The sequence below is a fragment of the Pseudomonas sp. DE0157 genome (genome assembly GCF_007678615.1).
Classification (GTDB): Bacteria; Pseudomonadota; Gammaproteobacteria; order Pseudomonadales; family Pseudomonadaceae; genus Aquipseudomonas; species Aquipseudomonas parafulva_B.
This window is the reverse complement of the sequence record NZ_VEJN01000003.1, coordinates 268,592-294,773: the sequence shown is the minus strand read 5'-3', so window position 1 is coordinate 294,773 and position 26,182 is coordinate 268,592. Positions and strand designations below refer to the sequence as shown.

The following is a 26,182-nucleotide window of genomic DNA, read 5'->3' as shown; positions in this document are numbered from 1 at the left end:
ATGCCTGTCACCTCCCTCCGCAAGACCTGCGTTCGGCCTTCTGAAGTCGCGAAGATCAAAAGCAAGATCAAGATCAAGATCAAGATCAAGATCAAGATCAAGATCAAGATCAAGATCAAGATCAACAGCAACAGCAACAGCAACAGCAACAGCAACGGCAACGGCAACGGCAACGGCAACGGCAATAATCTGAGAAGAATAGATTCTAAGCGTGTCTAAGTTGCATAACGCTACATTGCGCATTGCTTGCAGATAGCCTCATTCCTAATGTAGGAGCGGTCTTGCCGGGGCGCCGGACCGGCCGCGATGGGCCGCACAGCGGCCCCCGGCATTTATTGGGTAGATATCATAAAAAGGGCCAACCTGCGGCGGACCCCTGTAATAAGCTCCCATCCGCCTCCCGCCTCCCGCCTCCCGCCTCCCGCCTCCCGCCTCCCGCCGCTTAGCCAGCAGACACCATGCACGCTTGAACTTCCATCTCCCACTCCGCCTCGAAATATGCAGACATAACTACAGCGAGGCGGCCATGTCGCTTATCCACCCTCAAGCGCGATACAAGCCCTACCAAGATGCATCAGGCGGTTGGGGGTCGGCGCGTTCTGTCATGAGCATACTCTGGCGTGAACAAGCCTTCACCACGGCACCCATGGCACTGGTCAGACAGAACAAACCCAACGGCTTCGCCTGCGTCAGCTGTGCTTGGGCCAAGCCTGGCAACCCACACGCGCTGGAATTTTGCGAGAACGGCGCCAAGGCCACTGCCTGGGAACTCACCCGCCACCGCACCGGCCCGGAATTCTTCGCCACCCATACCCTGTCAGCGCTGCGCACATGGACCGATTACGCCTTGGAGCAGCAAGGCCGGTTGACCCATCCCATGCGCTACGACCCGACCAGCGATCGCTACCAAGTCACCACCTGGGCAGAGGCATATCAGCAAATTGGCCAACAGCTGCAAGCCCTGACGCCTGACGAAGCGGTGTTCTACGCCTCGGGCAGGGCGTCGTTGGAAGCCTCGTTCATGTACCAGCTGTTCGCCCGTGCCTATGGCACCAACAACCTCCCGGACAGCTCGAACATGTGCCATGAGAGTACATCGGTCGGGCTGCAGGAGAGTATCGGCGTACCTGTCGGCACCGTCACGCTGGAAGACTTCGAACACACCGACTGCATTTTCTTCTTCGGCCAGAACGTGGGCAGCAACAGCCCGCGAATGCTTCACCCGCTGCAGGAAGCGCGCAAGCGCGATGTGCCCATCATCACCTTCAACCCACTGCGTGAGAGGGGGCTCGAGCGCTTCGTCAATCCACAATCTCCCAGTGAGATGCTGGGGCCTGACTCGACCGTGATCAGCACTCAATATCACCAGGTCAGGGTCGGGGGTGATCTGGCTGCAGTGATGGGGATTATCAAGGCCCTGCTCGCGATGGAGCAGCACGCAAATGAGCAGGGCAAGCCGGCCGTTCTGGACCATGCGTTCATCCAGGCGCACACCGACGGGTTGGATGCGCTGCGAGAGGACGTTCAGGGCCATCAGTGGGCGACCCTGGAGCGTCAGTCCGGTCTCGGGCGCGCTGCCATGGAAGCTGCAGCCACCGTCTATGCCCGCAGCAGCAAGGTCATGATCGTCTACGGCATGGGCATGACCCAGCACCGACGCGGTGTAGACAACGTGCAGATGCTGGTCAACCTGTTGCTGCTGCGCGGCAACATTGGCAAGCCTGGCGCAGGCATCTGTCCAGTGCGCGGACACTCGAATGTGCAGGGCCAGCGCACGGTCGGTATCACGGAAGACCCGGGCAAGGTTCCGGCTGAAAAACTGCAAGCGCTGTTTGGCGTGCAGGTCCCGCCGAACAAGGGCATGGCCACGGTGGACTGCTGCCAGGCGCTGGTTGAGGGCAAGGTCAAGGCCTTCATCGGCCTGGGTGGTAATTTCCTGCGGGCGATCCCCGACACCCAGCGCATGGAGGCGGCCTGGCAGACGCTGACGCTGAACGTCCAGGTGGCCACCAAGCTCAATCGCACGCATCTGTTCCCAGGACGACATGGCTGGTTATTGCCCTGCCTGGGGCACATCGAAGCGGATCGTCAGGACGGGGTGGAGCAGGTCTATACCACCGAGGACAGTACCGGCTGCATCCGCGCCTGGCAGGGCCGCAACGAGCCGGCCAGCGAGCAACTGCGCTCCGAAGTGGCGATCATTGCCGGGTTGGCTGAAGCGACCTTGGGTCAGCGAACTACCATCGACTGGGATGCTTGGCGACACGACTATGCATTGATTCGCAAAGCGATTAGCCAGGTCTACCCCGAGATATTTCACGACATGGAGACCCGCATGTGGGAGCACGGCGGCTTCCATAGGCCCTTGCCCGCGGCCAAGCGGGAGTGGCAGACCGCGTCTGGCAAAGCCCAGTTCGTGGCGCCCCAGCGCCTTGATGAGGACGACGACTTGCAGCCCACTGTTTCGGCGCATGATGTGCTGCAATTGATGACGCTGCGCAGCAATGATCAGTTCAACACCACCGTCTATGGCTATGACGACCGTTTCCGCGGCGTAAAAGGTACCCGCAGCGTCGTGTTCCTCAATCGCAGCGATGTGGTTCGGTTGGGCTTGGCTGCAGGCGATTGGGTGCTGCTACGCACCGCTGTCGAGCCAAAGGTGGTGCGAGAAGTGGGTCCTTTGCAGATCATCGCCTATGACATTCCGGAGGGCTGCGCCGGCGCTTACTACCCCGAGTGCAATCCCCTGATCCCGCTGTGGCATCACGCTGAACGAAGCAAGGTGCCCGCCGCCAAATGCGTGCCGGTTACGCTGCGCAAGGTGGAGCCGTCCGCTGATGACCTGAGCAAGGCAGTGCCGGCACACGATCAGATCAATTGAGCGCTTTGAAGGTTGGGCCATGCAGGGCCTTGCAGGCTATACGTTGATAATCCATTCCATTGTTCGTCCCTAGACGACAGGAGCGCCGTAATGAACAAGCTGCCTGATGACTCCGCGATGGTAGTGCCATTGCCTTTCGAGCCCGGTTTTGAGCAGATTCCCGAGGATGAGGCACAGACCAGCCAGGCGTTGCAGGATACGCTGCGTCAGATCATGGAGATCACCTTCAATGACAATGGTCACGCCAATCGGGGCGTTCATGCCAAAGCACATGGATTATTGCGCGGCACACTGAAGGTGGCGCCGGGGCTGCCTGCGCAGCTCGCTCAGGGAGCCTTCGCCACACCCGGTGAGTTCGATGCCTACCTGCGGTTTTCCACCAACCCAGGTGACATCCTCGACGACAAGGTTTCCACCCCACGGGGGCTGGCGCTCAAAATCGTAGGCGTGCAAGGGCCGCGGTTGCCAGGCAGTGAAGGGCAAGTCACGCAGGACTTTGTCATGCAGAATGCCAAAGCCTTCACCGCGCCAGACCCCAAGGCGTTTCTCAAGACGTTGAAGTTGCTCGCCAAGACCACTGACAAAGCCCCGGGTACCAAAAAGGCATTGTCCGCCGTGCTGCGCGGTGCAGAAAAGGTGGTCGAAGCGTTTGGCGGCGAGAGCGGCACCCTCAAAAGCCTTGGCGGGCATCCTCAAACCCACATTCTTGGCGAAAGCTTCAGCACCGTCGTACCTGTGCTCTATGGCCCTTACTACGCAAAACTTGCGGTAGTGCCCGTGTCGACGGCCTTGACTGCGCTGACCGATCAGGTCGTGGACCTCAAAGACGACACAGACGGGCTGCGCCACGCGGTGGAGGCGTTTTTTGCAAGCCAGGGTGGCGTCTGGGAAGTCCGGGTGCAGTTGGCCACCGATCTAGATCAGATGCCGATCGAAGATGCATCCAAGCAGTGGCCCGAAGCGCTTAGCCCTTATGTGAGCGTGGCCACCTTGGAGGTCAAGCCTCAAGCCGCGTGGAGCGAAGAGAATGTGCGCCTTATCGACGACGGCATGGCGTTCAGCCCTTGGCACGGCTTGGCGGCGCACAGGCCGTTGGGCGGCGTGATGCGAGTGCGCAAGCCGGCCTATGAAATGTCGGCAAATTTTCGTGGGCAGCACAATGGTTGCCCAATCCATGAGCCCGGTTTCAAAGGGCCGAGCCTATAAGTCGAGGAGAGTACGCCATGCAACCAGAAACCGCGGGCACTGAAGAGAAAGGCCCAAGCGATGTGCCGTATATCAACGATCCGTTGAAACCCACTTCCCCTGCGCTCAACGACGCGGATGCCACGGAGGCAGCTGAGGCTGAGATGGATATCGAGGACGACGGCGAATCGCTCTGAGTTCACTGGCGCCGTCGCTTGAGCAGCGGCGGCGCCAGTGTGTAGAGCATCGATGTGTAGGCGATCCGGGTCGTGCGAGGCTAAGCGCGAGCGCTAGGCGAAGCCGTACAGGTCCACGGGGTTATCCCGCAGGATCAGCTGCCGAACCTGGTCATCCGGTGCCCAGTCAAGCAAGGTATCCAGTAATGCGGCATCATCAGGCTTGTTCTGCAGGGACTGGGTGGGGTGCGGCCAATCACTGCCCCATAGCAGGCGTTGAGGGTAGTGTGAGATCAACCTGCGTGCCACCAGGCCCACGTCCTCAAAATGGGGAGCGCCCGTTTTGGAACGCAGGTAGGGACCAGAAAGTTTGACCCAGGTGCGACCTTGTTGCATGAGCCCATCCAGCGCCTTGAAGGCAGGCGACAGAACACCCTCGGGTTGTGGTACGTGCCCCATGTGATCAATGACTACCTTGCCAGGCAGCGCAGCCAGCCGTGGAGCGATATCGGCCAGTAGCGGGCCTGTGGCCAGTTGTACGTGCCAGCCCAACTCATTCACCCGCGCCGCGAGCAGCTCGATGCCGTCGAGCGCTTGCCCACCGGTGCTGAGGTTGAAGCGAATGCCCCGCACGCCTGCCCCGTGCAAGCGAGCAAGCTCCTCATCGCTGACGGTGCTGGCGACGACGGCTATGCCCCGTGCATCTGTACCGCTGCGGGCCAGTCCCTCGAGCATCACACGGTTGTCCGTACCGTAGGTCGAAGGCGTGACGATGACCATGCGGCGCAGGCCCAGTCGGCGTTGCAATTGGCGGTAGTCGTCCAAAGACGCGTCCGGCGGCAACAAGGTAGCACCCGGTGCCGCTGGGACGCGGCTGTCGTAAAGGTGCATGTGGCAGTCCACGCTGCCGGAAGGCGGGACCAGACGCGGACGGTCTTCACCCTGACTGTACGGGACGCTGGCCGCAGCGCCCATTGCACCCAGGACACTCAGGCTACCGGTCGCCTGAAGAAATCTTCGACGTGATAAAGCCATTACAGCCTCTATTTTGTTGTGTTTTGACTTGGCACCGGTTTCACCGGCTCCACGGCACGTCGTGCGTGCCATGGACGCCAATCGAACGCCAGGCGGCTTCTACTTGGTAGCCAACGTTCCTGCGGCCTGCGCCTGTTCCACCTGACGCTTGCGGCCAATGACCAACACCATGACCCCGGCCAGCGTGCACAGCGCCGCCAGTGGCATCAGCGCCAGGGCATAGCTGCCCGTGGCGTCATGGATGGCGCCGTACACGTTGACCATCAAGCCACCTCCGATCAGGTTGGCCATGGCGCCGACCGCAGCCAGCCCAGCCGCTGCAGTGGAGGAGGACAACCAGCCCGACACCAGTGCCCAGAACGGGCCTTTCATGGAGTAGGCCCCCACCAGCACCATGGTCAGCATCACCACCGTGGCCGGCAGCGACGAGGTGAACAGGGTCATCAGCAGGCCGGCCGCAATCAGCAACATGGTCATCGCGGTGTGCCAGCGACGTTCACCGGTGCGGTCGGAGCTGCGACCCCAAATGACCATCAGGATCGAGGCAACGCCGTACGGAATAGCGTTCACCAGCCCGATCTCCATGGAACTCAGGCCGAACGTCTTGAGCAGTTGTGGCGCCCAGACGCTCATGGTGCTGCCGGCCGCCGAGGCGCCCGAGTAGATCAGCGCAAGCACCCAGATGTCCTTGTGGCGCAGCAGCTTCCACAGCGAGATATGACCGATGGTGGTCTTCCGCGCTCGTTCCTCGGCCAGCCGCCCGGTGAGCCAGCCGCGTTGCTCGTCGTTCAGCCATTTGGCCTGTTCAGGCCGATCGGTGAGTACGAACAGACAGGCGATACCCAGCAGCACCGCCGGGATGCCCTCGAGGATGAACAGCCAATGCCAGCCGCGCATGCCCAACCAGCCGTCCAGGCTCAAGAGCAGCCCCGAAATTGGCGAGCCGATGAAGTTGGCGGCGGGAATGGCGACCATGAACAGCGCCACCATGCGCGCGCGATACGCCGACGGCAGCCAGTAGGTGAGGTAGAGCAACACCCCAGGGAAGAACCCGGCCTCGGCTGCGCCCAGCAGAAAGCGCATCACATACAGCGAGTTGGCGCCTTGCACGAAGGCGGTACCGGCGGAGATGAGCCCCCAGGTGATCATGATGCGCGCGATCCAGATGCGCGCACCGTAGCGCTGCATGGCCAGGTTGCTGGGTACTTCCACCAGAAAGTAGGCGAAGAAGAACAAGCTGCTGGCGAAACCGAAGACCTTGGCTGACAACTCCAGGTCCTGGTTCATTTGCAACGATGCCATGCCGATGTTGCCGCGATCGATGATCGCGATCAGGTAGCAGATGATCAGAAAGGGCAGTAGGCGCCAGGCAACACGGCGCATGGTGGCGCGTTCGAGCTCGCTGGGCGGGGTTGAGGCTGGTTTCATGGTGCTCTCCAATTGTTTTTTTTCTGGAGTTACGCAGTGGTCCGTGCCGCCGGACCAGCCGGCGCAGGTGCAATCAGTTATCGATCAGGTGACGGTTCACCACACAGCGCGGGTCCAGCGCCTTGCCGTCCCAGGCATCGAGGACTTGCTGCAGGGCAACCAGGCCTACGCGGTCCCGGGCTTCGCTGGTGTTGGCCCCGATGTGAGGTGTGGCGACCAGGGTTGGCAGGCCCCACAGCGGACTGTCGGCCGGAGGCGGTTCGGGGTGGAAGGTGTCCAGGCCGGCACCCCCGATACGGCGTTCGCTCAACGCATGCACCAGTGCATCGGTATCGACCAGCTCGCCACGTGCGGTATTGATCAAGATGGAGCCGGGACGCATGCGCTCAAGTTGCTGGGCGCCGATGAGGTTGCGGTTGGTGTCCGTGAGCGGGCAATGCAGGCTGATGATATCGCTATCGGCCAGCAAGCGATCGAAATCCTCTTCGCGCTCGACGTGGTCACGCACGGGCAGTTGCCGTAGGTAAGGGTCGTAAACCTTGACCTTCATGCGCAGCGGCGCCACCAAGTCCATCAGGATCGCGCCAATCGAGCCAAGGCCGACCAAGCCCAGGGTCTTGCCCGCCAATTCCATACCGTTGGCAGTGGCCTTGTCCCAGTGGCCTTCGCGCATGCGCGCATCGAGTAAGGCGGTCTGGCGCGCGACGCTGAACATCAACGCAAAAGCGTGCTCGGCCACTGATTGGGCGTTGGCCCCAACGGCGATGGAGACAGGAATACCACGGTCGGCGGCGGCCTGGATGTCGATGGTGTTGTAGCCAACCCCATGCTTGGCCACCACCTTCAATGCGCTGGAGGCGTCGATCATGGCGCGGGTTAGGCTGCCTTGGCGCACGATGATGCCATCGGGTTGCTCTGCGCGAATGATCGCTTCGAGCTCTTGCTCGGGCAGATAGGGCGTGGTGGGGATGACGCGGATGGCGTGTTGTTCGGCCAGGCGCATCGCTTGGTCGGCCAGCGCCGGACCGGTCAGCAGAAGGGTACGGGACATCGTCGATACCTTGTTTTTGTTCAAGACGGTAGGACTGCACTGAGTGCTCTCACCAATAACCTAGCATAATGAAACGGCGTTGCAACAACAGTTTATCGTCAATCAGATTCCGTAATTAACGGCATTCAAAATCCTTGAAATGCGTTTAATGAAATGCCATTCTGAAATGGCGTTCTGGTTCACCTGGGGCGCGCCCAATAAATCCAAGAGAGGAAGGTCACATGAGCATTGGTTTCCAGGTGCTTGAACGCACGCGCAAAATCGGTGATGAATGGGTATCGCGCTACCGTGAGGTGCCGGTGGCCAACGTCAGCGATTCGATGAATCGCATGACGGCCGGTGGTGCGCGTTTGCGTCCCATGCACCGGGAAGGTGTGCTGTGCGGCGCGGCGCTGACAGTCAAGGCCCGCCCTGGTGACAACCTGATGCTGCATTACGCCATCGACATCGCCGAGCCAGGGGATGTGATCGTGGTCGATGCTGGCGGCGACCTGACCAATGCACTGATCGGCGAGATGATGGTGGCGTACGCTGTAAAGCGTGGTGTAGCCGGCATCGTCATCAACGGTGCAATCCGCGATGCCGGAAGCATCAAGGCCGGTGACTTCCCCCTTTTCGCTGCCGGTGTTTCCCACCGCGGCCCTTACAAGGACGGACCGGGTGAGATCAATGTGCCAATCGCCATCGATGGCATGGTGATCGAACCTGGGGACCTGATCATCGGTGACGATGACGGCTTGCTGTGCGTACCCTATGCCCATGTCGCAGAGGTTTACCAACGCGCCACGGCCAAGCACGCTGCCGAAACGGCGCAAATGGAACATATCGCTCAAGGTACCAATGACCGCACCTGGGTCCTGGAATCCTTGAAAAAGAAAGGCTGCCTGCTGCCAGGCTGAGGATCGACCCGCACGTGGTACGAGCAAGATCCTTCAATGGCGGCGGCTTCTCACCTGAGGACTTGCTCACTTGTCAGACCTGACGCCGCCCCCTCGTACCCGTTGGCCCTCTGCGGTACGCGCATTGGGCCACCGCAACTTCCAGGTTTACTTCGCAGGCCAGGGTGTTTCCACCCTGGGCAAGTGGGTCCAGCAAGTCGCGCTGTCCTGGCTGGCCTATCACCTGACCGGTTCAGCCGTATTGCTGGGGCTGATCACCTTCCTTTCCCTCGCCCCGCAGCTGGTCATCGGTCCTCTGGCAGGCGCCTGGATCGATCGCCATGACAAGCGCCGATTGCTGATCGTCGTCCAGTCGATACTGGTGGTGCAGTCAGCCGTGCTTGGGCTGGCCACCTGGACGCATTGGGTAGATGGCCCTTTCATCGCCGCCATGGCGTTGCTGCTGGGCTTGCTCAACGCCGTCGAAACGCCACTGCGCCAAGCCCTGATTGCTTCTTTCGTGGATGACCCGGCAGACCTGCCCAATGCGCTGGTGCTAAACGCGATGCTCATCAACGCGGCCCGCTTCGTCGGCCCGCCATTGGCCGGTGGCTTGATTGCCGTGGCAGGGGAGGCGGCGTGCTTTGCCTTGACCGCCGTTGCTTTCACCGCCTTGCTCGTTGGGTTGCTGAAGGTGCAAGCCAAAGCCAGCCCTCGGGCTACAGGTTCCACCGCCCAAGTGTTCCGTGAGGGCCTCGCTTATCTATGGCGCGAGCAAGGCGTCAGGCAATTGCTGTTCAACGTCATCATGGTCAACCTCCTGGCATCCTGCTATGCAGCGCTCTTGCCGATCCTGGCCAAGAGTGTGTATGCCGGTGACGCACGGGTGCTGGGCTGGCTTTGGGGCGCGGCGGGCGCGGGCGCGTTCGTGGCCACGCTGGTGCTGGCGGTGGGCGGAGCCTTGCCTCGCCTTCGCCAGTTCATCGAAATGGGCGCAGGGCTTTGCGCCCTGGCACTACTGGGGTTGTGCTGGGCAGGTCAGTTGCAGCTGGCATTGTTTGCCCTGGTGGTGCTGGGTTTCGGCATCACGCTGAGCAACGTGAGCACCAACATGCAGCTGCAGAGCCAAGCGCCAGGCCATTTGCGCGGACGTGTCATTGCGTTCTACATCGCCATGCGCTTCGGCTTCGAGGCACTGGGCGGAATGGCCGCCGGGCTGCTGGCTGCTCGGGTTGGCGCCCCGGCTACCTTGGGTGCAGCCGGGGCAGTGTTGCTGTTGGGTGTGGCGGGGACTTGTGCATGGCGCAACCGTCGGGCTGCATAAACGCGCCGGGCTGGCCTGCTGTTGGCAGACCAGCCTGAATGGGAAGAACGTCATAACCCGAGCATGTTGTAGTGCACGTAGTACATGATCCACAGCGACAACCCCACCAACAGCGTGATGATCACCACCGTGAACACCAGCGCGACCAGGTTCCAACGCTGCTCTCGTGCTGTGGTCAGGTGCAGGAAAAACACCATGTGCACCACGATCTGAACCAGGGCGCACACCAGCACAGCGATGAAGGTCAGGTGACGCGGCAGGCTGGGGTACATGGCCAGCCCGAAGGGGAGCAGGGTGAGCAGGGCGGCCAGGACGAACCCAGTGTTGTAGGAACGGTGGCTGCTCTGGCTAGCGCCGGCACTGCTAGGCACATGGCTTTGACGATTCATCAGATCACCCCGAACAGGTAGACGACGGTAAACACGCATACCCACACGATGTCCAGGAAATGCCAGAACAGGCTCAGGCAGCTCAAGCGTGTGGCATTGGCACAGGTCAGGCCGCGTTGATGGACCTGCATCATCAACAGGGCCATCCAGATCAATCCCACCAGCACATGCAGGCCGTGAGTGCCCACCAACGTGAAGAACGCCGTCAGAAACGCGCTGCGTTCAGGGCCTGCGCCCTCGCTGATCAGCTGATGGAATTCGTTGATCTCCATGGCGATGAAGCCCAGGCCGAGGAGAAACGTGACGCCCAGCCAGCGCAATACCCAGCGCTTGTCCCGACGGTGGTTGGCGAGCATCGCATAGCCGTAGGTGATGCTGCTCAACAGCAGCAGGAACGTCTCCACCAGCACATAGGGCAGTTCGAAGATGTCCGCCGCGCTGGGCCCACCTGCCACAGACTGGCCCAGCACCGCGTAGGTAGCGAACAGGGTGGCGAACAGAATGCAGTCGGTCATCAGGTAGACCCAGAAGCCGAACAGGCTCAGGGAGCCTGCGTCTTCGTGGCCATGCTCCTGCTCGCGGGCCGTTTCGTTGTGCACGACATGGGACATGATTCAGGCCTCCGCCAGCCGTTGGCGCCGCTCGGTTTCCATCCGTTCGACCTCTTCGGCCGGGATGTAGTAGTCGGTATCGGGGTCGTAACTGCGCACGATCAGGGTGGCGATGACTGTCAATGAACTGGCGATGACCAACCACCAGATGTGCCAGATCAACGCGAAGCCCAGCGCCGTGGACAGAACGCCTAGCACCAGGCCCAGGCTGGTGTTGCAAGGCATGTGAATCTTGCGAAAATCCATCTCGGCCAGGGTTTTCACGCCTTTCTCCTTCATGCCCCAGTACGCGTCGATGCCGCCCACGACCGGTTGTTCGGCGAAGTTGTAGAACGGGGGCGGCGAAGCGGTCGCCCATTCGAGCGTACGCCCGTCCCAGGGGTCGCCTGTGGTGTCGCGGTTCTCATGACGTTTGCGGATACTCACCACCAGTTGCATGACCTGGCAGGCCACGCCGCACAGAATGATCAGTACCCCGAGCATTTCCAGCAGCAGCAAGGGCCGCCACTCGGGTACGTCGAAGTGATTCAGGCGCCGGGTCATGCCCATGAACCCCAGGAAGTAGGACGGCATGAAGGCAAAGTAAAATCCAGCCAACCAGCACCAGAAGGCAGCACGCCCCAAGGGGTCGTAGAGCTTGAAACCGAAGGCCTTGGGGAACCAGTACGTCAGGCCGCAGAGGTAGCCGAAGACCGCGCCGCCGATGATCACGTTGTGGAAATGGGCAATGAGGAACAGGCTGTTGTGCAACAGGAAGTCCGCCCCAGGCACCGCCAGCAGGACCCCGGTCATGCCCCCGATGCTGAAGGTGACGATGAAGCCAACCGTCCACAGCATCGGCGTCTCGAAACGTACTCGGCCCCGGTACATGGTGAACAACCAGGTAAAGATCTTCACCCCGGTGGGCACGGCGATGATCATGGTCATGATGCCGAAGAACGCATTCACGTTGGGCCCGGCGCCCATGGTGAAGAAGTGGTGCACCCAGACGATGAACGACAGCACCGTGATGACGATGGTCGCCCACACCAGGGAGTAGTAGCCGAACAGCTTCTTGCGCGAGAACGTCGAGGCCACCTCCGAGAAGATACCGAACGCTGGGAGTATGAGGATGTACACCTCGGGGTGGCCCCAGGCCCAGATGAGGTTCACGTACATCATGGGGTTGCCGCCCAGTTCATTGGTGAAGAAGTGCATGCCCAAGTAGCGATCGAGCGTGAGCATGAACAAGGTGGCAGTAAGGATGGGAAAGGCAGCCAGGATCAGGATCGAGGTGCACAATACCGTCCAGGTGAACACTGGCATGCGAAACAGCGTCATGCCGGTGGTACGCATCTTCAAGATGGTGACGAAAAAGTTCAGCCCGGTGAGCAGGGTGCCGACCCCGGATATCTGCAGCGCCCAGATGTAGTAGTCCACCCCCACCCCGGGGCTGTACCCGATGCCCGACAACGGGGGATAGGCCACCCAGCCTGTGCGGGCAAATTCGCCAATGCCCAGCGAAAGGTTCACCAGTACAGCGCCGGAGACGAACAGCCAGAAGCTGACGGCGTTCAGGAATGGATAGGCCACGTCGCGTGCGCCGATCTGCAGGGGTACCACAACGTTCATCAGCCCGACCACGAACGGCATGGCCATGAAGAAGATCATGATCACCCCGTGGGCGGTGAAGATCTGGTCGTAGTGCTCAGGTGGCAGGTAGCCGGGCGAGCCGTCCGAGGCCATGGCCTGCTGGGTGCGCATCATCAACGCGTCGGCGAAGCCGCGCAGCAGCATCACCAAGGCGACGACGATGTACATCACGCCGATGCGCTTGTGGTCCACGGTGGTGAACCATTCTTGCCACAGGTATTTCCATTTGCCCATGTAGGTAATGGCCCCCACGACCGCCAGGCCCAGCAGCCCGACGACGGCCAGCGTGTACATGATGATCGGCTCGTGGAGGGGAATGGCATCCCAGGTCAGTTTTCCGAACATGGTCTTACTCCTTGCTGCCTTGGGTGCTCTCGCCCTGGGAATCGCCAAGCCGGCGCTCGACCTCGCGGGAGCGGTTGACGCCCTGGTACTTGTCGATCAGCGACTGGAACAGGTGCGGCTCGACCTGGCCATAATGTTCTACCGGGTGGGCAATACTGGGCTTGGCCAACTGCGTGTAGGCAGCCCCATCGAGCTGGCGCCCGGCAGCGCGTGTGCGTTTGACCCACTCTTCAAAGCCTGCCGGGTCGAGGGCCAGCGCCCTGAAGTGCATGTCCGAGAACCCCGGACCGTTGTAGTTGGCGGCGATCCCCGTGTAGTCGCCTGCATGGTTGGCGATCAGGTGCAGCCGTGTCTGCATCCCGGCCATGGCGTAGATCTGGCCGCCCAGGGCTGGGATGAAGAACGAGGTGATGGCCCCGTCGGAAGTCACCCTGAAGTCGACGGGCGTGTCCACAGGCATCGCCATCTCGTTGACCGAGGCAATGCCGAGTTCGGGGTAGACGAACAGCCACTTCCAGTCCATGGCGATGACCTGGACCTTGAGCGCCGGGGTATCGGATGCCAGCGGCCGGTACGGGTCCAGCGCATGGGTCGAGCGCCAGGTGACGACGCCCAGCACGATGATGATGGCCAGTGGTACGCCCCATACCACCGCTTCGATCAGCCGCGAGTGGCCCCAGTCGGGGGTATAGCGGGCCTTTTCGTTCGAGGCCCGATAGCGCACCGAAAACACCAGCGCCATGATCATCACCGGTACCACCACGATCAGCATGAGCAGGGTGGCGAGGATGATCAGGTTGCGTTGCTCGAGCCCCACCTGCCCCTTGGGGTTGAATAACACCATGTCGCAGCCCGAGAGCTGGAGTGCCACAGTGCCCAGCGCCATTATCCAAAGCAGTCGGCTTGCCGTTTTCGGTTCCCTGGCCATGTGAGCGTCCCATATTTGTTGGCAGATGTTTCGGCTATCACCTGTGAGAGGAAACCCGTGCTAGCAAGGTTTTTTGGAATGTTCGATTAGTCGACGAATGGCAGCGCAGGCCAGGGAACTTAAGTCCATGGGACGGTGGGGTTGGCGCGCCATTTGGGCAAGGGCACTGAACCTTGCGCGCGGGTACTCAGTCACAGCGCCATTGCCCAGACGAATGGAGCGCCATGATGGCCAGTGACGCAACTGCCTCACTCAAACGCGTGATCACCCTACCGTTGCTGGTGTTCTTCATCCTCGGGGACGTATTGGGCGCTGGCGTATACGCGCTGGCAGGCGCCATCGCCGACCGGGCCGGTGGCGCCATCTGGGCCCCGCTGGCCCTGGCACTGTTCTTCGCCCTGTTGACGGCGGCGTCCTACGCCGAGCTGGTCAGCAAATACCCCCGGGCCGGCGGTGCGGCCGTGTTTGCACGGCGTGCGTTCGGCTCGCCCTTGCTGGCTTTCTTGGTGGGGTTCGCCATGTTGGCGGCAGGCATCACCAGTGCTGCCGGGCTGGCGTTGGCGTTTGCAGGGGAATACCTGCGCGTATTCATCGACTGGCCTTCGGCGGTGCTGGCGCCCCTGTTTCTGGTGCTGATGGCCATGCTCAACGCCCGGGGTATCAAGGAGTCGCTAAGCGCCAATCTGGTCATGACCCTGATCGAACTCAACGGCCTGGTGCTGGTGATCATCGCGGTGGCGGTGTTGAGCGGCCAAGGGCAGGCCGAGCCTGCCCGCTTGTTGGACTTCGGTGATCAGGGCCCGGCAACTGCGATACTGGGCGGCGCCTTGCTGGCGTTCTACTCGTACGTGGGGTTCGAGACTTCCGCCAACCTGGCCGAGGAGATCAAGGACGTACGCCGGACGTACCCGCGCGCGCTGTTCGCGGCCTTGCTGGTGGCCGGCCTGGTTTACCTGGCTGTCGGCGCCGGCGCTGCGTTGGTGATGCCAGTGCAAGCACTGATCGACGGCAAGACGCCCTTGATGGACATCGTGCACAACGCAGAACTTGGGCTGCCCCACGGCGTATTCGCCATCATCGCCCTGGTGGCGGTGGCCAACGGCGCCATGTTGACCATGATCATGGCCAGCCGTCTGACCTGGGGCATGGCCCGCGATGGCATGCTGCCGCGCATGCTGGGCCAGGTGCTACCCAACCGCGGTACCCCTGGTTATGCGATAGCCGCGACCACGCTGCTGGCCATCGTGCTGACCTTTACTGGCTCGCTGGAAGTGCTGGCTGAAACCGTCGTGCTTTTGCTGTTGTTCGTTTTTTTGAGCACGAACGTGGCCGTGTTGGTGCTAAAGAAGGACAAGGTCGATGCCGAGCATTTCTCGGTGCATCCGGTGGTGCCTGTGTTGGGTATCCTGTCGTGCCTGCTGGTCCTGGGTCAGCAGCCCTTCGAAAACTGGCTGAGGGCAGGGGCGCTGTTGGGACTGGGTGCGGTGTTGCACTGGCTGGCGGGCAAGGGCTTTGGTCGTACCGTCAGCGAGGGGGATGCGGGGCAGTGACTGGAGCATGCGATCATGTGCGAGCTTTGGATGTCCAACCGCTATCTGGCGAACCGCGCCCTCGCGCAGACGTGTGCAGCCAATCATCAGGAACTCTTCAATGGCCAAAGAGATTGAAAGCCCTTGCGTGTCGAGCTGCAAGCTCAAGCATGAAGTGTGCACGGGCTGCGGGCGCAGCAAGGAGGAGATTAAAGGCTGGCGAAACATGAAGCGCTCTGAGAAGAAGGCGACGGTCGAGAGAGCAGCTGCTCGCTTGAAGAAGATCAAGAAGAAAGGGAAGGGTTGAGCGGTGTGCAGGGTTGGCTGAAAGCAGGTAACGGTCGGTAGATGCCATTCACTGGACGACCGATCCGCGAATATCAACCGGATAGTCTCTTGCCGCTTGGTCCCAGAATTATCAGCTGGCGCTCTAACTGACCTGAGCGGCCAGCATCCCCTCGAGCTGAGGAGCGACGTTGAAGTCGAGCATGGAAATGAAGCTGTCCATCAACGGTGATTCGTTGTGGGTGTTCCAACTCATGTACAGGCCGATGGCCGGGTTGGGGGAGGCGGTCACGGGGTAGAGACGGCGGAACACTACCTTGTCGCGCATGATCGAATTGGCAATCGACTCAGGCACCAAAGCAACGCCGAAACCGCAGGCCACCAGGCCCATCAAGGTATGAATCTGCGCGGCCTCCTGCACCACCTTGGGGTGAAAACCGGCGGCTTCACACAAGGCGGTCAGCTGGCTGTGATAGCCAGTGCCCAGCGCTTCAGGGGTAAATACGAAATCTTCCCCGGCAAAGTCCCTCAAGTCGATGTGCCCTCCCTTTGCCTTCGGGTGCTGGGCGGGCAGGGCCATCACGATCTCTTCGTCCAGCAACAAGCGTGACTCGACGTTTTCCGCCGAGATCGGCAACTTGCGCATGAAGACAATGGTTGGAGCTGATTTCCACAGCTTGTGCTTGGCCGAAATGATTGTTACCGGGGAGGTAGTCCAACGTTTGCTGGAAAGCTGCTCGAGTCAGCGCCTACTGCGAGTCTTCCGATCCGGTCTCAATCACAACGCGATTTGCATCAACAGTCGCGACACGGAAGCGGGCGCTACGCGACGGTGTTTGCATTTCCTTGCCTTGCGGGCGGCTGACCAATGCCCAGACAGTGTTGTCGACTTGAGTGATGCGCTGCATGGGATAATTCCTTCGTTGCTGAACGGACGCTAGCTCTAGCCTCAAAGCGACTTATGGAATCTTGATCCCCAACGCATTCAGCGAGGGCGTATCCATCCGACCATTCACGGTCAGCCCACTGTCCATCTGAAAGGCCATCAGCGCACCGCGTGTCGCTTTGCCCATCACCCCATCAACGGCGCCTTGGTAATACTGACGCACCATCAGCGCGGTCTGCACACGGGTGACCAGGTTGCTTTTCTGCTCATTGGTCGCGCGGCGCTTTGAAGTGCTCGAATTTGTCCCGCTGGTGGTGCCAGACGACTGATAAAGGCTGTTGCTGCTTGAGTTGCTGCTCGAAGCACTCGGCGCGCTGTAGCTTCGGGTATGGGTAGCGGGTGGGCTGTAGTAGCGCGGTGCGCTATAGCCACCCGAGCCGCTGTAGTGAGAACTGTGCGAACTGTGGGACCGGTGTGAACTGTGCGAGCGATGTGCTGCATAGATGTTCACGGTATCTGGCGCATTGAGCGTATCGGCAAATACCGGGGGCTGTAGCTTGTCGTTGGGTTGCCAGTTCGCATCGGCGAGCGACAGATGGCCCGCCTGGGCCAGGGTGGTACCTGCCATTGGCAGCAAGCTGATCCCACTAATCAGGACTTTCCAGCGGTCGAGCAGTTTCACTGTGCACTCCTTGCATAGGCGCTAAAGGCCTCGGTCGATAGTAATTGTACGCCGCGGCTTTGCCAGCGGTCGGTGTGGGATTTGAAGAAGCCAGAGCAATGGTTGACGGCAGCGCATTGCTGGCAAGTATCAATGAACAGGTTTTTCCAGTCCGAGATGCTCTGACGGGCGAAACGCGAGAGGTCGGCCGGAATCAGGCACAGGGGTAGGTTGTAGATCGAAACCGGCACGCCGCGGTTGAACAGGAAATAAACGGCCTGGCTCAACGACTCTTGATAGTCTAGCGGGTCAATCCACAATTCTTCGTAGTGCTTCCTGGCCAGGCCTGTACTTTCGATACCCATCAGCGCAACATGCCGCACGAAGGGCAGGTTCCTGAACACGTAGTGAGCGAGTTCGGGCAAGCGTGGTGTGGTCAGGCGATTGAGCACCACGCGTACCTCGATGATCTGGTTGGCGCGTGCCAGGTTGTAAAGACCTTGCAAGGTTTCGCTGAACGCGCCTGGAGCCTGTACCACATGGTCATGGTCTTCGGCATTGTCGGCATACAGCGGGATGCCCCAGCTCAACTGAGGGTGGCCGATGGCTGAGAGCGCCGCGATCCAGCTCGGGTCTTGGAACAGACGGCCGTTGCTGAGCACATGAATGGATTTCTGAGGCAAAACGGCTTTGCACTTGGCCAGGATTTCCAGCAGGCCGTCGCGATAAAGCGTTGGTTCTCCGCCGCTGATTCCCAGATTTTCCTCGCTCGAGTCCATCAGGTCGATCAGCCGTAGGTTCTCTTCGACATGCCAACGGTCATCGATATCTTTGGGGGGCTGCGAGCACATCAGACAGAAGCTGTTGCAACGATCGGTCATAAACAGCAGGTTGCTGTCTGAGCCTCGTCGATAGAGCACTCGCACCAACGTGTTACCTGGTGTGATGGCAATGACATCGCCGGGCTGCACGACATCAGCATCTTTGGGGGTGTGCAGATGTGGCCGCGCGCTGTCGAGGTCGCCGATCAATGGCTCCGGGATCAGGAATCCACCCACTGGTAATGAGAGCAGATGCGGGCTCCGTAGCCGTTCTTCGTTTGGCAACCAAAGCAGCAGGTCACCGAACTCAGCGCTTCCGGCACAAACAGCCAGGCCTTGTTCGATGAACTCATCCAGAGTGATGACCTTGAGTAGCTTCGGCTCATCCAGGTGATGGATTTCAAAGTGGGTATCTTTACGCAGCATCACCATCAGCCCCTGTAACCCGGGAACCGGACATCGTTGTAAGAGCGCTTGTTCAACCAAGACAGCAGCACCCTATGCACATTGTCGTCGCCATCGCAAAGCAGGCCGAAAAGATGCTTCAGCAGTCCCATGTTCTTCTTGCAGAAGCTACTGAATACTCGGTGTCCGATCGGGTCAGCTTGGCGGGCATAGTGTTCGACGGGGTCAGCACCACAGTACGGGACAAGTGCGCAGTCGGAACAGCCCGGCAGCGCTTCTGCCACGCCACTGGCGAACAACGCATTCATGACGGGCGATGCGAGTAATTCAGACAAGGGTTGCTGTACGGTGCCGAGCCTCAAGCCGTCCTCACCCATCTCCAGCAACATTCGGGCTTCGTCCGAGGGATAGACATAACCGTCATAGTTGTAAACCAGCGCCGCAGTGCCTGCGCCAGCAGGGGAGCGCAGGTCTACATAGCCAGAGGAGAAGGGTGTCAGGATATTCTTCAGCAACAGGCTCGTATAACTCTCTGACAGATATACACCCTGTTGGTTGATATGCAGCAAATAGGCCAGTGCCTTCTTGTAGAAGGCCAGGTATCGTTCAATAGGGTAATCAAGTCGATGTGCACTCTTGGTGGCAAACCCATAAGGGCTCAGAGGTCGAAGCGAGACGCTGGAGAAGCCCTGACTTACATACTCATCGATGATCGCTTCAGGTTGTTCGAGGCTTCTTGAAGTCAGCGTGGTCAGCGCGGAAACCGCATCATGGCCAAGGCGCTCACGGACCCACTGGATACCTTTTACAGTGCGTTCGTAGGAGTCTCGTGACGGGGTAGGGCGGTTGGCATTGTGTAAAGGCGCCGGCCCATCGAGCGAGGTCGAAAACTGGATGCGGTTTTGTTCTGCGAAGTCGAGTATTTCGTCCGTCAGATGGTGCAGCGTGGTGGTGATGACGAACTGGATATCCCTTTGTTCGACCACGTTCCGTTCAACGACCCATTCAACAATCTGGCGGACGCGCTCGAAGGCCAGAAGCGGCTCGCCACCCTGGAACTCCACAGTCAAAGCGGGAGCGTTAGATTCGAACAGGCGATCGACCGCCGCCTGTGCATCTGCTTCAGACAGGTCGTGGCCGGATCCTCCCAGAGGGGCCCTCGATACCTGGCAGTACTGGCAGGTATGGTTGCAGCGCAATGTAACTACGAACAAGTGCAGTGCAGGGCCCTGGAGGAGGAAGTCCTTTCGGCTCCGATATTGCGCGGCCATTTCCGGGAACGGGTCGTGGCGGCCTGGTTCGTAGATGAAGTGGCGGGCCAGCAGGTCCTTGTAAAAAGGTGTACTTGCTTTAACGTGGAACTGACTGAGGGCTCGTAATTGCGCGTCGTTCACGTGCATGTACTCACCGGTATCGGAGGTGAGCAGGATGTCACGGTCATTTCCCGTGTTCATGCGCATGAATCGAAAAGGTAGCAAGCGGTAGTGCTTGGCGTCTGTCGCGATCAGTGTCACTGAGAAATCCCACATCCAGCGAGCGCGGCTCGGGCCAGGACTTCGCGCAACCCTGCTGTTTCGCGGTTGATATGGTCGCGTAGGGCGAAGTCGTTCAGATGCTGGAGGATCAACGAGTGAGCTTGCTCCGAGGAAAGCGTTAGCCTTGCTTCAGCGGGGTGGGCCGTGAGGCTTATCTGATTGGCTTCAATACCGACCTGGATCGTGACAGTGTCGGCCAGGGAATAAGCGGCGCGTTGCACCACGCTGAGCGGGTAGGCTGCACTGTCGAGTTTCAGCGTGACTGGCCATGTCATCGGAACCGGTCCTTCAAATCTGTTGGGAGCATGTGGATTTTGCCGGCTGAAGAGGCATTATGCCATCATAATTTTTACATTTGCACGCATTTGTCCAGTGTGGCGGGTGGTGAGCTCGCTACGGCTCGGTCATTGAGGCGGGGTAGGGTCGCGGGTTCATATCTCCCTCAGTCCACCCATCACCATCTATAACCTGCTTGGCCTCAGGCTGGGGGCATCCTTTTCAAACCATTCATAGCATGCCCTCAAATATGCCTCCCAATGTAGCAATCCACTGGAAGTAAATAGAGCTCCATGGTTTGTGGAAAGGCAGGAATGATCAGCCGAACAGCCTATCCGGCGGCGACTAGAGACTCTCAGGATCCCCAAAAAACATCTGAATCCTAGACCTCAACCACCGCTCCGCCGGATCATTGTCCTGCGCCCCACGCCAGGCCATGTGCAATTCAAAACTGCGCACCTCCAGCGGCAGCTCTTCAGCCCGCAACCCACCGGCCGCTGTCAGGGCATCGGCCGTGTAATCGGGCACGGTGGCCACGATGTCGGTGCCGGCCAGCAGGCTGCCCAGGCCATTGAACTGCGGCACGGCCAGGACCACGTGGCGCTTGCGTCCAAGCGCCTGCAGGGCTTCGTCGATGAAGCCCGACAGGTCCCCGGCGAACGACACCAGGGCATGGGGCCTTGCGCAAAAATCATCGAGGCTGATGCTGCCCGGTACGCTGTCGGCCCGCAGCAGCTTCGGCCGGCTGCGGCGCAGCACCTTGCGTTTGGCATTGGCGGGCAGTTCGCTGGTGTAGCTGACGCCGACCGAAATTTCACCGGAGGCCAGCAAGGTGGGCATCAGCAGGTAATTGACGCGCCGTATCACCAGCACGATACCTGGCGCTTCGGCGCGTACGCGCTTGAGCAACTGGGGCAGCAGGCCGAATTCGGCATCGTCCGACAGGCCGATGCGAAACACGGCGTTGCTGGTGGCTGGATCGAACTCGGCCGCTCGGCTGACGGCCGTGGAAATCGAATCCAGCGCAGGCGAAAGCAGGGCGAAGATTTCGTTGGCGCGGGCCGAAGGCTCCATGCTGCGGCCGGTGCGCACAAAAAGCGGATCATCGAACAGGTTGCGCAGGCGCGACAGGGCGGCGCTGATGGCGGGTTGGCCGAGGAACAGCTTTTCCGCTGCACGGGTCACGCTTCGCTCGTGCATGAGCGTTTCGAACACGATCAGCAGGTTGAGGTCTACGCGACGCAAGTCGTTTCGATTCATCGGGGCGCTTCGCCAGAAAAGGAGCAGGGGTGAATATTAAGGCCAAAGGCTGGTAACCTGCACCCATCCAGGGGGCCAATTGCAGGGAAAATGCAGGGCCCAATCGATGACAGGCATGTCGACTATTAATGACCGCGGCTGGTCTGATGGGTAAAGCCCGGATAGAGTCAGTGGTAATTGATGTTTCACGAGGCGAGGTAGGCGATGTCCCGCATGATTCGGTTCCACAAGTTCGGCGCTGCGGATGTGCTCCGTTGCGAGGAGCAGGCCGAGCCGATGCCCGCCGCCGGTGAGGTGCAAATCCGCGTCGAGGCGATCGGTGTCAGCTGGTACGACGTGCTCTGGCGCCAGAACCTGGCGTCCTCCCGTGCACGGCTGCCAGCCGGTATAGGTCATGAAATGGCCGGCGTGGTGACGGCGGTGGGCGAGGCGGTCGACGACATCGTGGTCGGTGACAGGGTCGCGAGCTTCCCGGCCACCAGTGCCAACGATCACCCGGTGTACGGTGACGTCATCCTCTTGCCCCGTTCAGCCATCACCCGCTATCCCGAGGTGCTGACACCGATCGAAGCGAGCGTGCACTATACGCCGCTGCTGATCGCCTATTTTGCGTACGTCGATCTGGCCCGTGCAAAAAGTGGGCAGACGGCACTGGTCACCGATGCCAGTCATTGCGCGGGCCCGGCGTTCGTGCAGCTGGGCAAGGCGCTTGGGCTGACGGTGTTTGCCGCGACTAAGGATGGCGAGCAGCGTGACTATCTGCTCGGCCTGGGCGCTGACAAAGTGATCGTCACCGAGGAGCAGGACCTGGTGATGCAGGTAGGCAAGTACACCGAAGGTCGCGGTGTAGACATGGTGCTCGATGGCCTGGGTGGGCCACAGATGTCGTTGCTCGGTGATGTCTTGGCCCCGCGTGGCAGCCTGGTGCTGTATGGCCTGCAAGGCGGCAACCAGACCCCATTCCCGGCCTGTGCTGCATTCCAGAAGAACATTCAGTTCTACGTGCACTGTATTGGTAATTTCACAGGCAAGCCTGAATTGGGCATCAGCCAGGACCAGGTGGCCTTGCACAGGGCATTGCGCGACATCAACCAGTTCACGGCCGATAAGCTGCTCACGCCGCAGATCATCAAGGTGTATCCGTTCGAGCAAGTGGTCGACGCCCATCGGTACATGGACCAGTGCCCTTGCGGCGGGCGCGTGGTTCTGGACCTCACGCCAGCCTGACAAGCCACTTGCTGATGGCTCGCTTCACTGGGTGGGCATCTACAGGTCGCTGCCGGCCACATCTGGCTTTACCCGCACATACTCCTCCCAACAGTCAGCCGTCGCCGGCGTGATCCCCGGCGACGGCTGACTGTTCCTGGTTGTTTACTCGCTTCGACCCGTGGCCGGGGGCCTGTGCATGAATTTATAAAAGGATAAGTCCTACAATGGACGAAGACTGATACTACATAAAGTTTCAGTGTTCTCGAGTTGCAGAAATATTTCGCCTCTTATCTTTGATTGAAGTCTTTAAGTTTCAACGTCAAGCTGTCGTTTCATCACTGCTGACTACTTTTTTTCCCCTGATCTGTATCTTTAATTCTTCTGTTGCATATCGATAATGGCGCAATGACAGTTTACGCAAGGAGCGTGATATGAGCAGGGCTGAGCTGGCTGGGCAATGGCGTGAAGGTCCGGTGTGCCATGGGCATGCGGTGAGGGTTTCCGATGTGTGTCGACAGTGAAGGTGAACTTCGTTGTGCGTGAACTGTAACGACCTTTCGGAGTACCCCGGGCCGGTGGATGCCAAGTGCTTTGTGCATCGACTGACCGCATGAACTGGACGAGGTAATATCGTGACGGCTATTCACGATCAGGCTATGCATCATATCTATCGGCAAGTGCTGGAGCGCTTGTTGAATCATATGTCCCAATCACAACGTGCGTCCTTGCAGTTGTTGATTCAGCGATTGCTAATAGCTGCCGGAGGTGCTGAATATATCGGGACATTCCGTGTATTGGTCCTGCATGGCAACGACCGCCGTAGTGCAAGGTTACTGGCCATGCTTCGGGCTGCGCAATTGAGCATCGCCGCACGCGGGCCGGTCACCTTCCAGTTGCGCGTGTTGGTGATCAGTCAACCCGCTCCCAGTTTCAACACCCTGATAGCTCACGAGCGTGCGTTCAATGCCTTGTTCCTGCAGGATGATCCACGCGTTGAGTTGCTTATGGTCCAAGGCCGGGCGGTCAGACCCTTTTCGCGAGACTGGGTGCCCAGCAGAGACGACGCCCCTGCGGCCAGTACTGCCATGCTGATGTTGGGGCATCTGGCACGGACCAGGCCCGAGGGGGTGCTAGGCGCTTGGCTTTATCTGGACCTGGCAACCACATTCAGTGAGGCCGTGCAGTCCCAAACACCTGTCGACGTGATGATCACGGCAATACCGGCGCGAGAGCGGCATCGTTTTCTGGCCTGGTTCCGGCGCATCCTGCACCTTGCAGGCGAAATTGGCTTGCCCGAGGCGCAGCATTGCCTGGCTGCGTTGGCTGACGGCCTCAGTCAACTGTCACGGCGGCTGGAGGGTGCTGGCGGCCAGGAAACCATGCCGGCAGGCCGGGAGGTGCAGGCACGTACACCACTGCGAGTCATGGCGATCGATGAGCTTCTGGCTGACTTGCTTGAAGGGCAGAAACTCGAATCGATGCTCGGCAATGCGTGTGCAGTGCCAGAGGATGCCTATCCATTGGGGGCTTTCGTGGAGCCTGAGGCGTTGGCGCAGGTGCGTCAATTGCAGGGCCGCGCTGAGCAAACCCTGGGGTGCAGGCCTGCATTGTCGCTCAAAAATCAGGTAGACAAACCGGGCCGGGGCCGCGCCGCGCAGGCGGGCGGCGTGCTGGGTTTGAGTCACGATCAGTTGATTTGCCTGCTGTTTGCACCTTTCGCTCGCAGGGGTGAGCATTTGGAGCGCTACCTCAAGTGCCGGCATACCGACATGCTGGTGGCATTGCCCTATTTGCACTACGCCTTACGCGGCGAGCCTTGTCCACAGGCCGTGAAGGCTTGGCTCGTCAATGTCAGTGGCTTGCCTGTTGCACAGCTGCGGGCCGTGTATGAAACCAGCTTGCCTGCCTCGGCCATGCGCGTGTTGAGGCACCTGGCCAGGCGTGACATCAACCTGCGTCTGCTGTGTCAGGCGCCATTGCCGGCGCAGGGCAGTGACGTGGAGTGGTCGTGATGCCGCAGGCCCCGCATCGCGAGTTTGCCTACCGCAAGGTCTACCGGTACATCGAAGCACTCATCGATCAATCGCCGCCCGGCCAACGACAGCGTTTGCCCTCGCTGCGTGGCCTGGCTTCGAGGCTGCGGGTGTCGTTGGGCACTGTTCAGCATGCCTACAACCTGCTGGAGGAAGCCGGCCGTGTTCAGCGCCTGCCCAGATCGGGCTACTTCGTGCACGGTGCGTCAAGCAGCGAGCTGGCCATCGTGCCCCGGCAGCTGCCGGTATTCGAGCCATCGCTGTTCGAGCTGAACTTGCACAACCATGAACGCCGGCTGGCGCGTCAGCGGCTGCGAGCCGTGGGCAGGGGGCAGGATCCGGGGAGCGTGAGATTGCGTCAGGCGCTTGCAGAGCGCTACACCCATTCCAGCAGCCGTTACTGGTGCGCCAAGGATGTGCACGTGGCGCCGGACCTCACTGCGTTGCTCGATACGGTGTGGGCAGCGCTCGAACTTCGGCATGCGACAGTACTGGTTCATTCACCGTGCTGCTGGCAGCTACTGCAGGCGCTCGCCCGGACCGGGGTGCCCGTGCTGGAGGTGCCAGTGGATACTCGGGGTGATCTGAATCTGTATGCGCTGACCTGTCTGTTGGAAAGCGAGCCAGTGGGGCTTGTGGTGTTGCCCTCATGTCTGAGCACGCCACAAGGGCGGTTAGTGTCCTCGGCGGGCCAGCAGCAGTTGGGCCATCTGCTTTCACGCTATCGGGTATGGGTGCTGGAAAGCGACCTGGACAGCGAGCTCTGTCACGCAGGCCCGCCTGTCATACGCCAGCGAGACTGGGTGGATGTCAGGCAACTGTTGGTGGTGGGTGGGTTCGAGGCAGTGCTTGGGCCCGAGGCCCCGTATGCCTACGTACTCGGACCAACCGGTGCACTGACCAGAGGCTTTGGCGAACGGGCTTTCCGCTTGCCACCCTTACGCATGCAAGCGCTGGCCTGCATGTTGGACAAAGGGGAGGTGGACGCACAATGGGCCTGGCTTCGCCAGGCGCTGCAACGCCGTACCCGAACATTGGCACGCGTGCTCGCGTTACGCTTCGGGCCACAGCTGCAACTGCGTTTGCCCGACGGCGGCGGCTTGATCTGGGCAAGGTTGCGCCAGCCTGTGCATTGGGAGTCCATCAGCAAGGCGCTGGCAGGCACGTCGCTGCATGCCATGCCTGGCAAGCACTTCAGCTTGCAAAGCCGCTTTCAGCACCACCTGGCCCTGGGCTGGACCGGCGATGACCCGGTAGAGCTACAGATTGCCGTCGATCGACTGGCTCGGATCGCCGGGCATCCCTGATGACCTTACCAGCCGGCATCGGCCGTGCTGCCACGGTGCGAAGGTGCACGGCCCGACCCGCGGCACTTGTCACATGGGCCAATCTGTATGTATAACCAGTACCCCGTAAAGC

At 60.4% G+C, this 26,182-nt stretch carries 23 protein-coding genes and 2 pseudogenes; 11 read left to right on the top strand and 14 right to left on the bottom strand.

The features are described from left to right. The 4 genes and pseudogenes from FS777_RS06755 to FS777_RS21385 form a co-directional block, all read left to right on the top strand. A pseudogene (locus FS777_RS06755) lies at positions 1-219 on the top strand (hypothetical protein); the annotation flags it as partial. Between the two features lie 307 nt (positions 220-526). After that, positions 527-2,881 carry an FdhF/YdeP family oxidoreductase gene (locus FS777_RS06750; RefSeq protein ID WP_145254604.1) on the top strand — a complete coding sequence of 785 codons (2,355 nt, stop codon included), beginning with the start codon at positions 527-529 and terminating at the stop codon, positions 2,879-2,881. Between the two features lie 90 nt (positions 2,882-2,971). Continuing rightward, positions 2,972-4,087: a catalase family protein gene (locus FS777_RS06745; protein ID WP_145254601.1), complete on the top strand. Its 1,116-nt coding sequence runs from the start codon at positions 2,972-2,974 to the stop codon at positions 4,085-4,087. 17 nt (positions 4,088-4,104) lie between these two features. Continuing rightward, on the top strand, positions 4,105-4,263 hold the full coding sequence (locus tag FS777_RS21385; protein ID WP_165919269.1) for a hypothetical protein: 159 nt from the start codon (positions 4,105-4,107) through the stop codon (positions 4,261-4,263). Between the two features lie 93 nt (positions 4,264-4,356). On the opposite strand, the gene FS777_RS06740 is transcribed toward FS777_RS21385, so the two are convergent. From FS777_RS06740 to FS777_RS06730, 3 genes are all read right to left on the bottom strand, one after another. Further along, a complete protein-coding gene (locus tag FS777_RS06740) occupies positions 4,357-5,277 on the bottom strand; it encodes an amidohydrolase (protein WP_058639371.1) in 921 nt (306 codons plus the stop codon). 99 nt (positions 5,278-5,376) lie between these two features. Then, positions 5,377-6,705 carry an MFS transporter gene (locus FS777_RS06735; protein WP_145254598.1) on the bottom strand — a complete coding sequence of 443 codons (1,329 nt, stop codon included), beginning with the start codon at positions 6,703-6,705 and terminating at the stop codon, positions 5,377-5,379. A 73-nt stretch (positions 6,706-6,778) separates the two neighbouring features. Continuing rightward, on the bottom strand, positions 6,779-7,756 hold the full coding sequence (locus FS777_RS06730) for a hydroxyacid dehydrogenase (RefSeq protein WP_058639369.1): 978 nt from the start codon (positions 7,754-7,756) through the stop codon (positions 6,779-6,781). Positions 7,757-7,977: 221 nt separating this feature from the next. On the opposite strand from FS777_RS06730, the gene FS777_RS06725 reads away from it, so the two are divergent. Beyond that, positions 7,978-8,655, top strand: coding sequence for an RraA family protein (locus tag FS777_RS06725; protein WP_100851348.1), 678 nt, complete (start codon positions 7,978-7,980; stop codon positions 8,653-8,655). 70 nt (positions 8,656-8,725) lie between these two features. After that, positions 8,726-9,958, top strand: coding sequence for an MFS transporter (locus FS777_RS06720; protein ID WP_145254595.1), 1,233 nt, complete (start codon positions 8,726-8,728; stop codon positions 9,956-9,958). 50 nt (positions 9,959-10,008) lie between these two features. On the opposite strand, the gene cyoD is transcribed toward FS777_RS06720, so the two are convergent. From cyoD to cyoA, 4 genes are read right to left on the bottom strand one after another with little or no spacing between them, the layout of a single operon-like run. Next, positions 10,009-10,350, bottom strand: a complete 342-nt coding sequence (cyoD, locus tag FS777_RS06715) for a cytochrome o ubiquinol oxidase subunit IV (RefSeq protein ID WP_371921600.1) — start codon at positions 10,348-10,350, stop codon at positions 10,009-10,011. After that, positions 10,347-10,958 carry a cytochrome o ubiquinol oxidase subunit III gene (cyoC, locus tag FS777_RS06710; protein WP_058639365.1) on the bottom strand — a complete coding sequence of 204 codons (612 nt, stop codon included), beginning with the start codon at positions 10,956-10,958 and terminating at the stop codon, positions 10,347-10,349. The genes cyoD and cyoC overlap by 4 nt, the downstream gene beginning before the upstream one ends. A gap of 3 nt (positions 10,959-10,961) precedes the next feature. Beyond that, on the bottom strand, positions 10,962-12,935 hold the full coding sequence (gene cyoB / locus FS777_RS06705) for a cytochrome o ubiquinol oxidase subunit I (protein WP_145254592.1): 1,974 nt from the start codon (positions 12,933-12,935) through the stop codon (positions 10,962-10,964). A gap of 4 nt (positions 12,936-12,939) precedes the next feature. After that, positions 12,940-13,821 (bottom strand): ubiquinol oxidase subunit II, encoded by an 882-nt coding sequence (gene cyoA, locus FS777_RS06700; RefSeq protein WP_178091249.1) that lies wholly within the window; start codon positions 13,819-13,821, stop codon positions 12,940-12,942. Positions 13,822-14,090: 269 nt separating this feature from the next. On the opposite strand from cyoA, the gene FS777_RS06695 reads away from it, so the two are divergent. Then, positions 14,091-15,413: an APC family permease gene (locus tag FS777_RS06695; protein ID WP_145254586.1), complete on the top strand. Its 1,323-nt coding sequence runs from the start codon at positions 14,091-14,093 to the stop codon at positions 15,411-15,413. 100 nt (positions 15,414-15,513) lie between these two features. Continuing rightward, positions 15,514-15,699, top strand: a complete 186-nt coding sequence (locus FS777_RS06690; protein WP_058639361.1) for a DUF1289 domain-containing protein — start codon at positions 15,514-15,516, stop codon at positions 15,697-15,699. A gap of 123 nt (positions 15,700-15,822) precedes the next feature. On the opposite strand, the pseudogene FS777_RS06685 reads toward FS777_RS06690, so the two are convergent. The 7 genes and pseudogenes from FS777_RS06685 to FS777_RS06655 form a co-directional block, all read right to left on the bottom strand. Continuing rightward, positions 15,823-16,332, bottom strand: a pseudogene (locus FS777_RS06685) (LysR family substrate-binding domain-containing protein); the annotation flags it as partial. A gap of 94 nt (positions 16,333-16,426) precedes the next feature. Further along, a complete protein-coding gene (locus FS777_RS21640) occupies positions 16,427-16,585 on the bottom strand; it encodes a hypothetical protein (RefSeq protein ID WP_230379465.1) in 159 nt (52 codons plus the stop codon). 51 nt (positions 16,586-16,636) lie between these two features. Next, positions 16,637-17,245: a His-Xaa-Ser repeat protein HxsA gene (gene hxsA / locus FS777_RS06675; protein WP_058639360.1), complete on the bottom strand. Its 609-nt coding sequence runs from the start codon at positions 17,243-17,245 to the stop codon at positions 16,637-16,639. Next, positions 17,242-18,477: a His-Xaa-Ser system radical SAM maturase HxsC gene (gene hxsC, locus FS777_RS06670; RefSeq protein ID WP_058639359.1), complete on the bottom strand. Its 1,236-nt coding sequence runs from the start codon at positions 18,475-18,477 to the stop codon at positions 17,242-17,244. The genes hxsA and hxsC overlap by 4 nt, the downstream gene beginning before the upstream one ends. After that, complete coding sequence (hxsB, locus tag FS777_RS06665; RefSeq protein WP_058639358.1) at positions 18,477-19,964, bottom strand: His-Xaa-Ser system radical SAM maturase HxsB; 1,488 nt, start codon at positions 19,962-19,964, stop codon at positions 18,477-18,479. Before hxsB ends, hxsC begins: the two co-directional genes overlap by 1 nt. Beyond that, positions 19,961-20,260: a His-Xaa-Ser system protein HxsD gene (gene hxsD / locus FS777_RS06660; RefSeq protein WP_058639357.1), complete on the bottom strand. Its 300-nt coding sequence runs from the start codon at positions 20,258-20,260 to the stop codon at positions 19,961-19,963. The genes hxsB and hxsD overlap by 4 nt, the downstream gene beginning before the upstream one ends. Positions 20,261-20,606: 346 nt before the next feature. Next, the gene (locus tag FS777_RS06655; RefSeq protein WP_058605121.1) at positions 20,607-21,521 is read right to left on the bottom strand and encodes a LysR family transcriptional regulator; all 915 of its coding nucleotides are present in this window, start codon (positions 21,519-21,521) and stop codon (positions 20,607-20,609) included. Between the two features lie 204 nt (positions 21,522-21,725). On the opposite strand from FS777_RS06655, the gene FS777_RS06650 reads away from it, so the two are divergent. The 3 genes from FS777_RS06650 to FS777_RS06640 all read left to right on the top strand — a co-directional run bounded on the left by FS777_RS06650 (position 21,726) and on the right by FS777_RS06640 (position 26,070). Then, positions 21,726-22,748 (top strand): zinc-dependent alcohol dehydrogenase family protein, encoded by a 1,023-nt coding sequence (locus FS777_RS06650; protein WP_145254583.1) that lies wholly within the window; start codon positions 21,726-21,728, stop codon positions 22,746-22,748. A 614-nt stretch (positions 22,749-23,362) separates the two neighbouring features. After that, positions 23,363-24,742 carry a hypothetical protein gene (locus tag FS777_RS06645; protein ID WP_058639356.1) on the top strand — a complete coding sequence of 460 codons (1,380 nt, stop codon included), beginning with the start codon at positions 23,363-23,365 and terminating at the stop codon, positions 24,740-24,742. Next, the gene (locus tag FS777_RS06640; RefSeq protein WP_058639355.1) at positions 24,742-26,070 is read left to right on the top strand and encodes a GntR family transcriptional regulator; all 1,329 of its coding nucleotides are present in this window, start codon (positions 24,742-24,744) and stop codon (positions 26,068-26,070) included. The genes FS777_RS06645 and FS777_RS06640 overlap by 1 nt, the downstream gene beginning before the upstream one ends. Positions 26,071-26,182 lie beyond the last annotated feature (112 nt).

What these genes read in the sequence shown, in the direction of transcription:
- cyoA (WP_178091249.1), bottom strand. Translation starts at nt 13,821, where the DNA reads ATGGCGCTGGGCACTGTGGCACTCCAGCTCTCGGGCTGCGACATGGTG.
- FS777_RS21385 (WP_165919269.1), top strand. Translation starts at nt 4,105, where the DNA reads ATGCAACCAGAAACCGCGGGCACTGAAGAGAAAGGCCCAAGCGATGTG.
- FS777_RS06650 (WP_145254583.1), top strand. Translation starts at nt 21,726, where the DNA reads ATGTCCCGCATGATTCGGTTCCACAAGTTCGGCGCTGCGGATGTGCTC.
- FS777_RS06735 (WP_145254598.1), bottom strand. Translation starts at nt 6,705, where the DNA reads ATGAAACCAGCCTCAACCCCGCCCAGCGAGCTCGAACGCGCCACCATG.
- FS777_RS06740 (WP_058639371.1), bottom strand. Translation starts at nt 5,277, where the DNA reads ATGGCTTTATCACGTCGAAGATTTCTTCAGGCGACCGGTAGCCTGAGT.
- FS777_RS06745 (WP_145254601.1), top strand. Translation starts at nt 2,972, where the DNA reads ATGAACAAGCTGCCTGATGACTCCGCGATGGTAGTGCCATTGCCTTTC.
- cyoB (WP_145254592.1), bottom strand. Translation starts at nt 12,935, where the DNA reads ATGTTCGGAAAACTGACCTGGGATGCCATTCCCCTCCACGAGCCGATC.
- FS777_RS06640 (WP_058639355.1), top strand. Translation starts at nt 24,742, where the DNA reads ATGCCGCAGGCCCCGCATCGCGAGTTTGCCTACCGCAAGGTCTACCGG.
- FS777_RS06730 (WP_058639369.1), bottom strand. Translation starts at nt 7,756, where the DNA reads ATGTCCCGTACCCTTCTGCTGACCGGTCCGGCGCTGGCCGACCAAGCG.
- hxsD (WP_058639357.1), bottom strand. Translation starts at nt 20,260, where the DNA reads ATGACATGGCCAGTCACGCTGAAACTCGACAGTGCAGCCTACCCGCTC.
- FS777_RS06725 (WP_100851348.1), top strand. Translation starts at nt 7,978, where the DNA reads ATGAGCATTGGTTTCCAGGTGCTTGAACGCACGCGCAAAATCGGTGAT.
- hxsC (WP_058639359.1), bottom strand. Translation starts at nt 18,477, where the DNA reads ATGGTGATGCTGCGTAAAGATACCCACTTTGAAATCCATCACCTGGAT.
- cyoC (WP_058639365.1), bottom strand. Translation starts at nt 10,958, where the DNA reads ATGTCCCATGTCGTGCACAACGAAACGGCCCGCGAGCAGGAGCATGGC.
- FS777_RS06695 (WP_145254586.1), top strand. Translation starts at nt 14,091, where the DNA reads ATGGCCAGTGACGCAACTGCCTCACTCAAACGCGTGATCACCCTACCG.
- FS777_RS21640 (WP_230379465.1), bottom strand. Translation starts at nt 16,585, where the DNA reads ATGCAGCGCATCACTCAAGTCGACAACACTGTCTGGGCATTGGTCAGC.
- FS777_RS06750 (WP_145254604.1), top strand. Translation starts at nt 527, where the DNA reads ATGTCGCTTATCCACCCTCAAGCGCGATACAAGCCCTACCAAGATGCA.
- FS777_RS06655 (WP_058605121.1), bottom strand. Translation starts at nt 21,521, where the DNA reads ATGAATCGAAACGACTTGCGTCGCGTAGACCTCAACCTGCTGATCGTG.
- FS777_RS06690 (WP_058639361.1), top strand. Translation starts at nt 15,514, where the DNA reads ATGGCCAAAGAGATTGAAAGCCCTTGCGTGTCGAGCTGCAAGCTCAAG.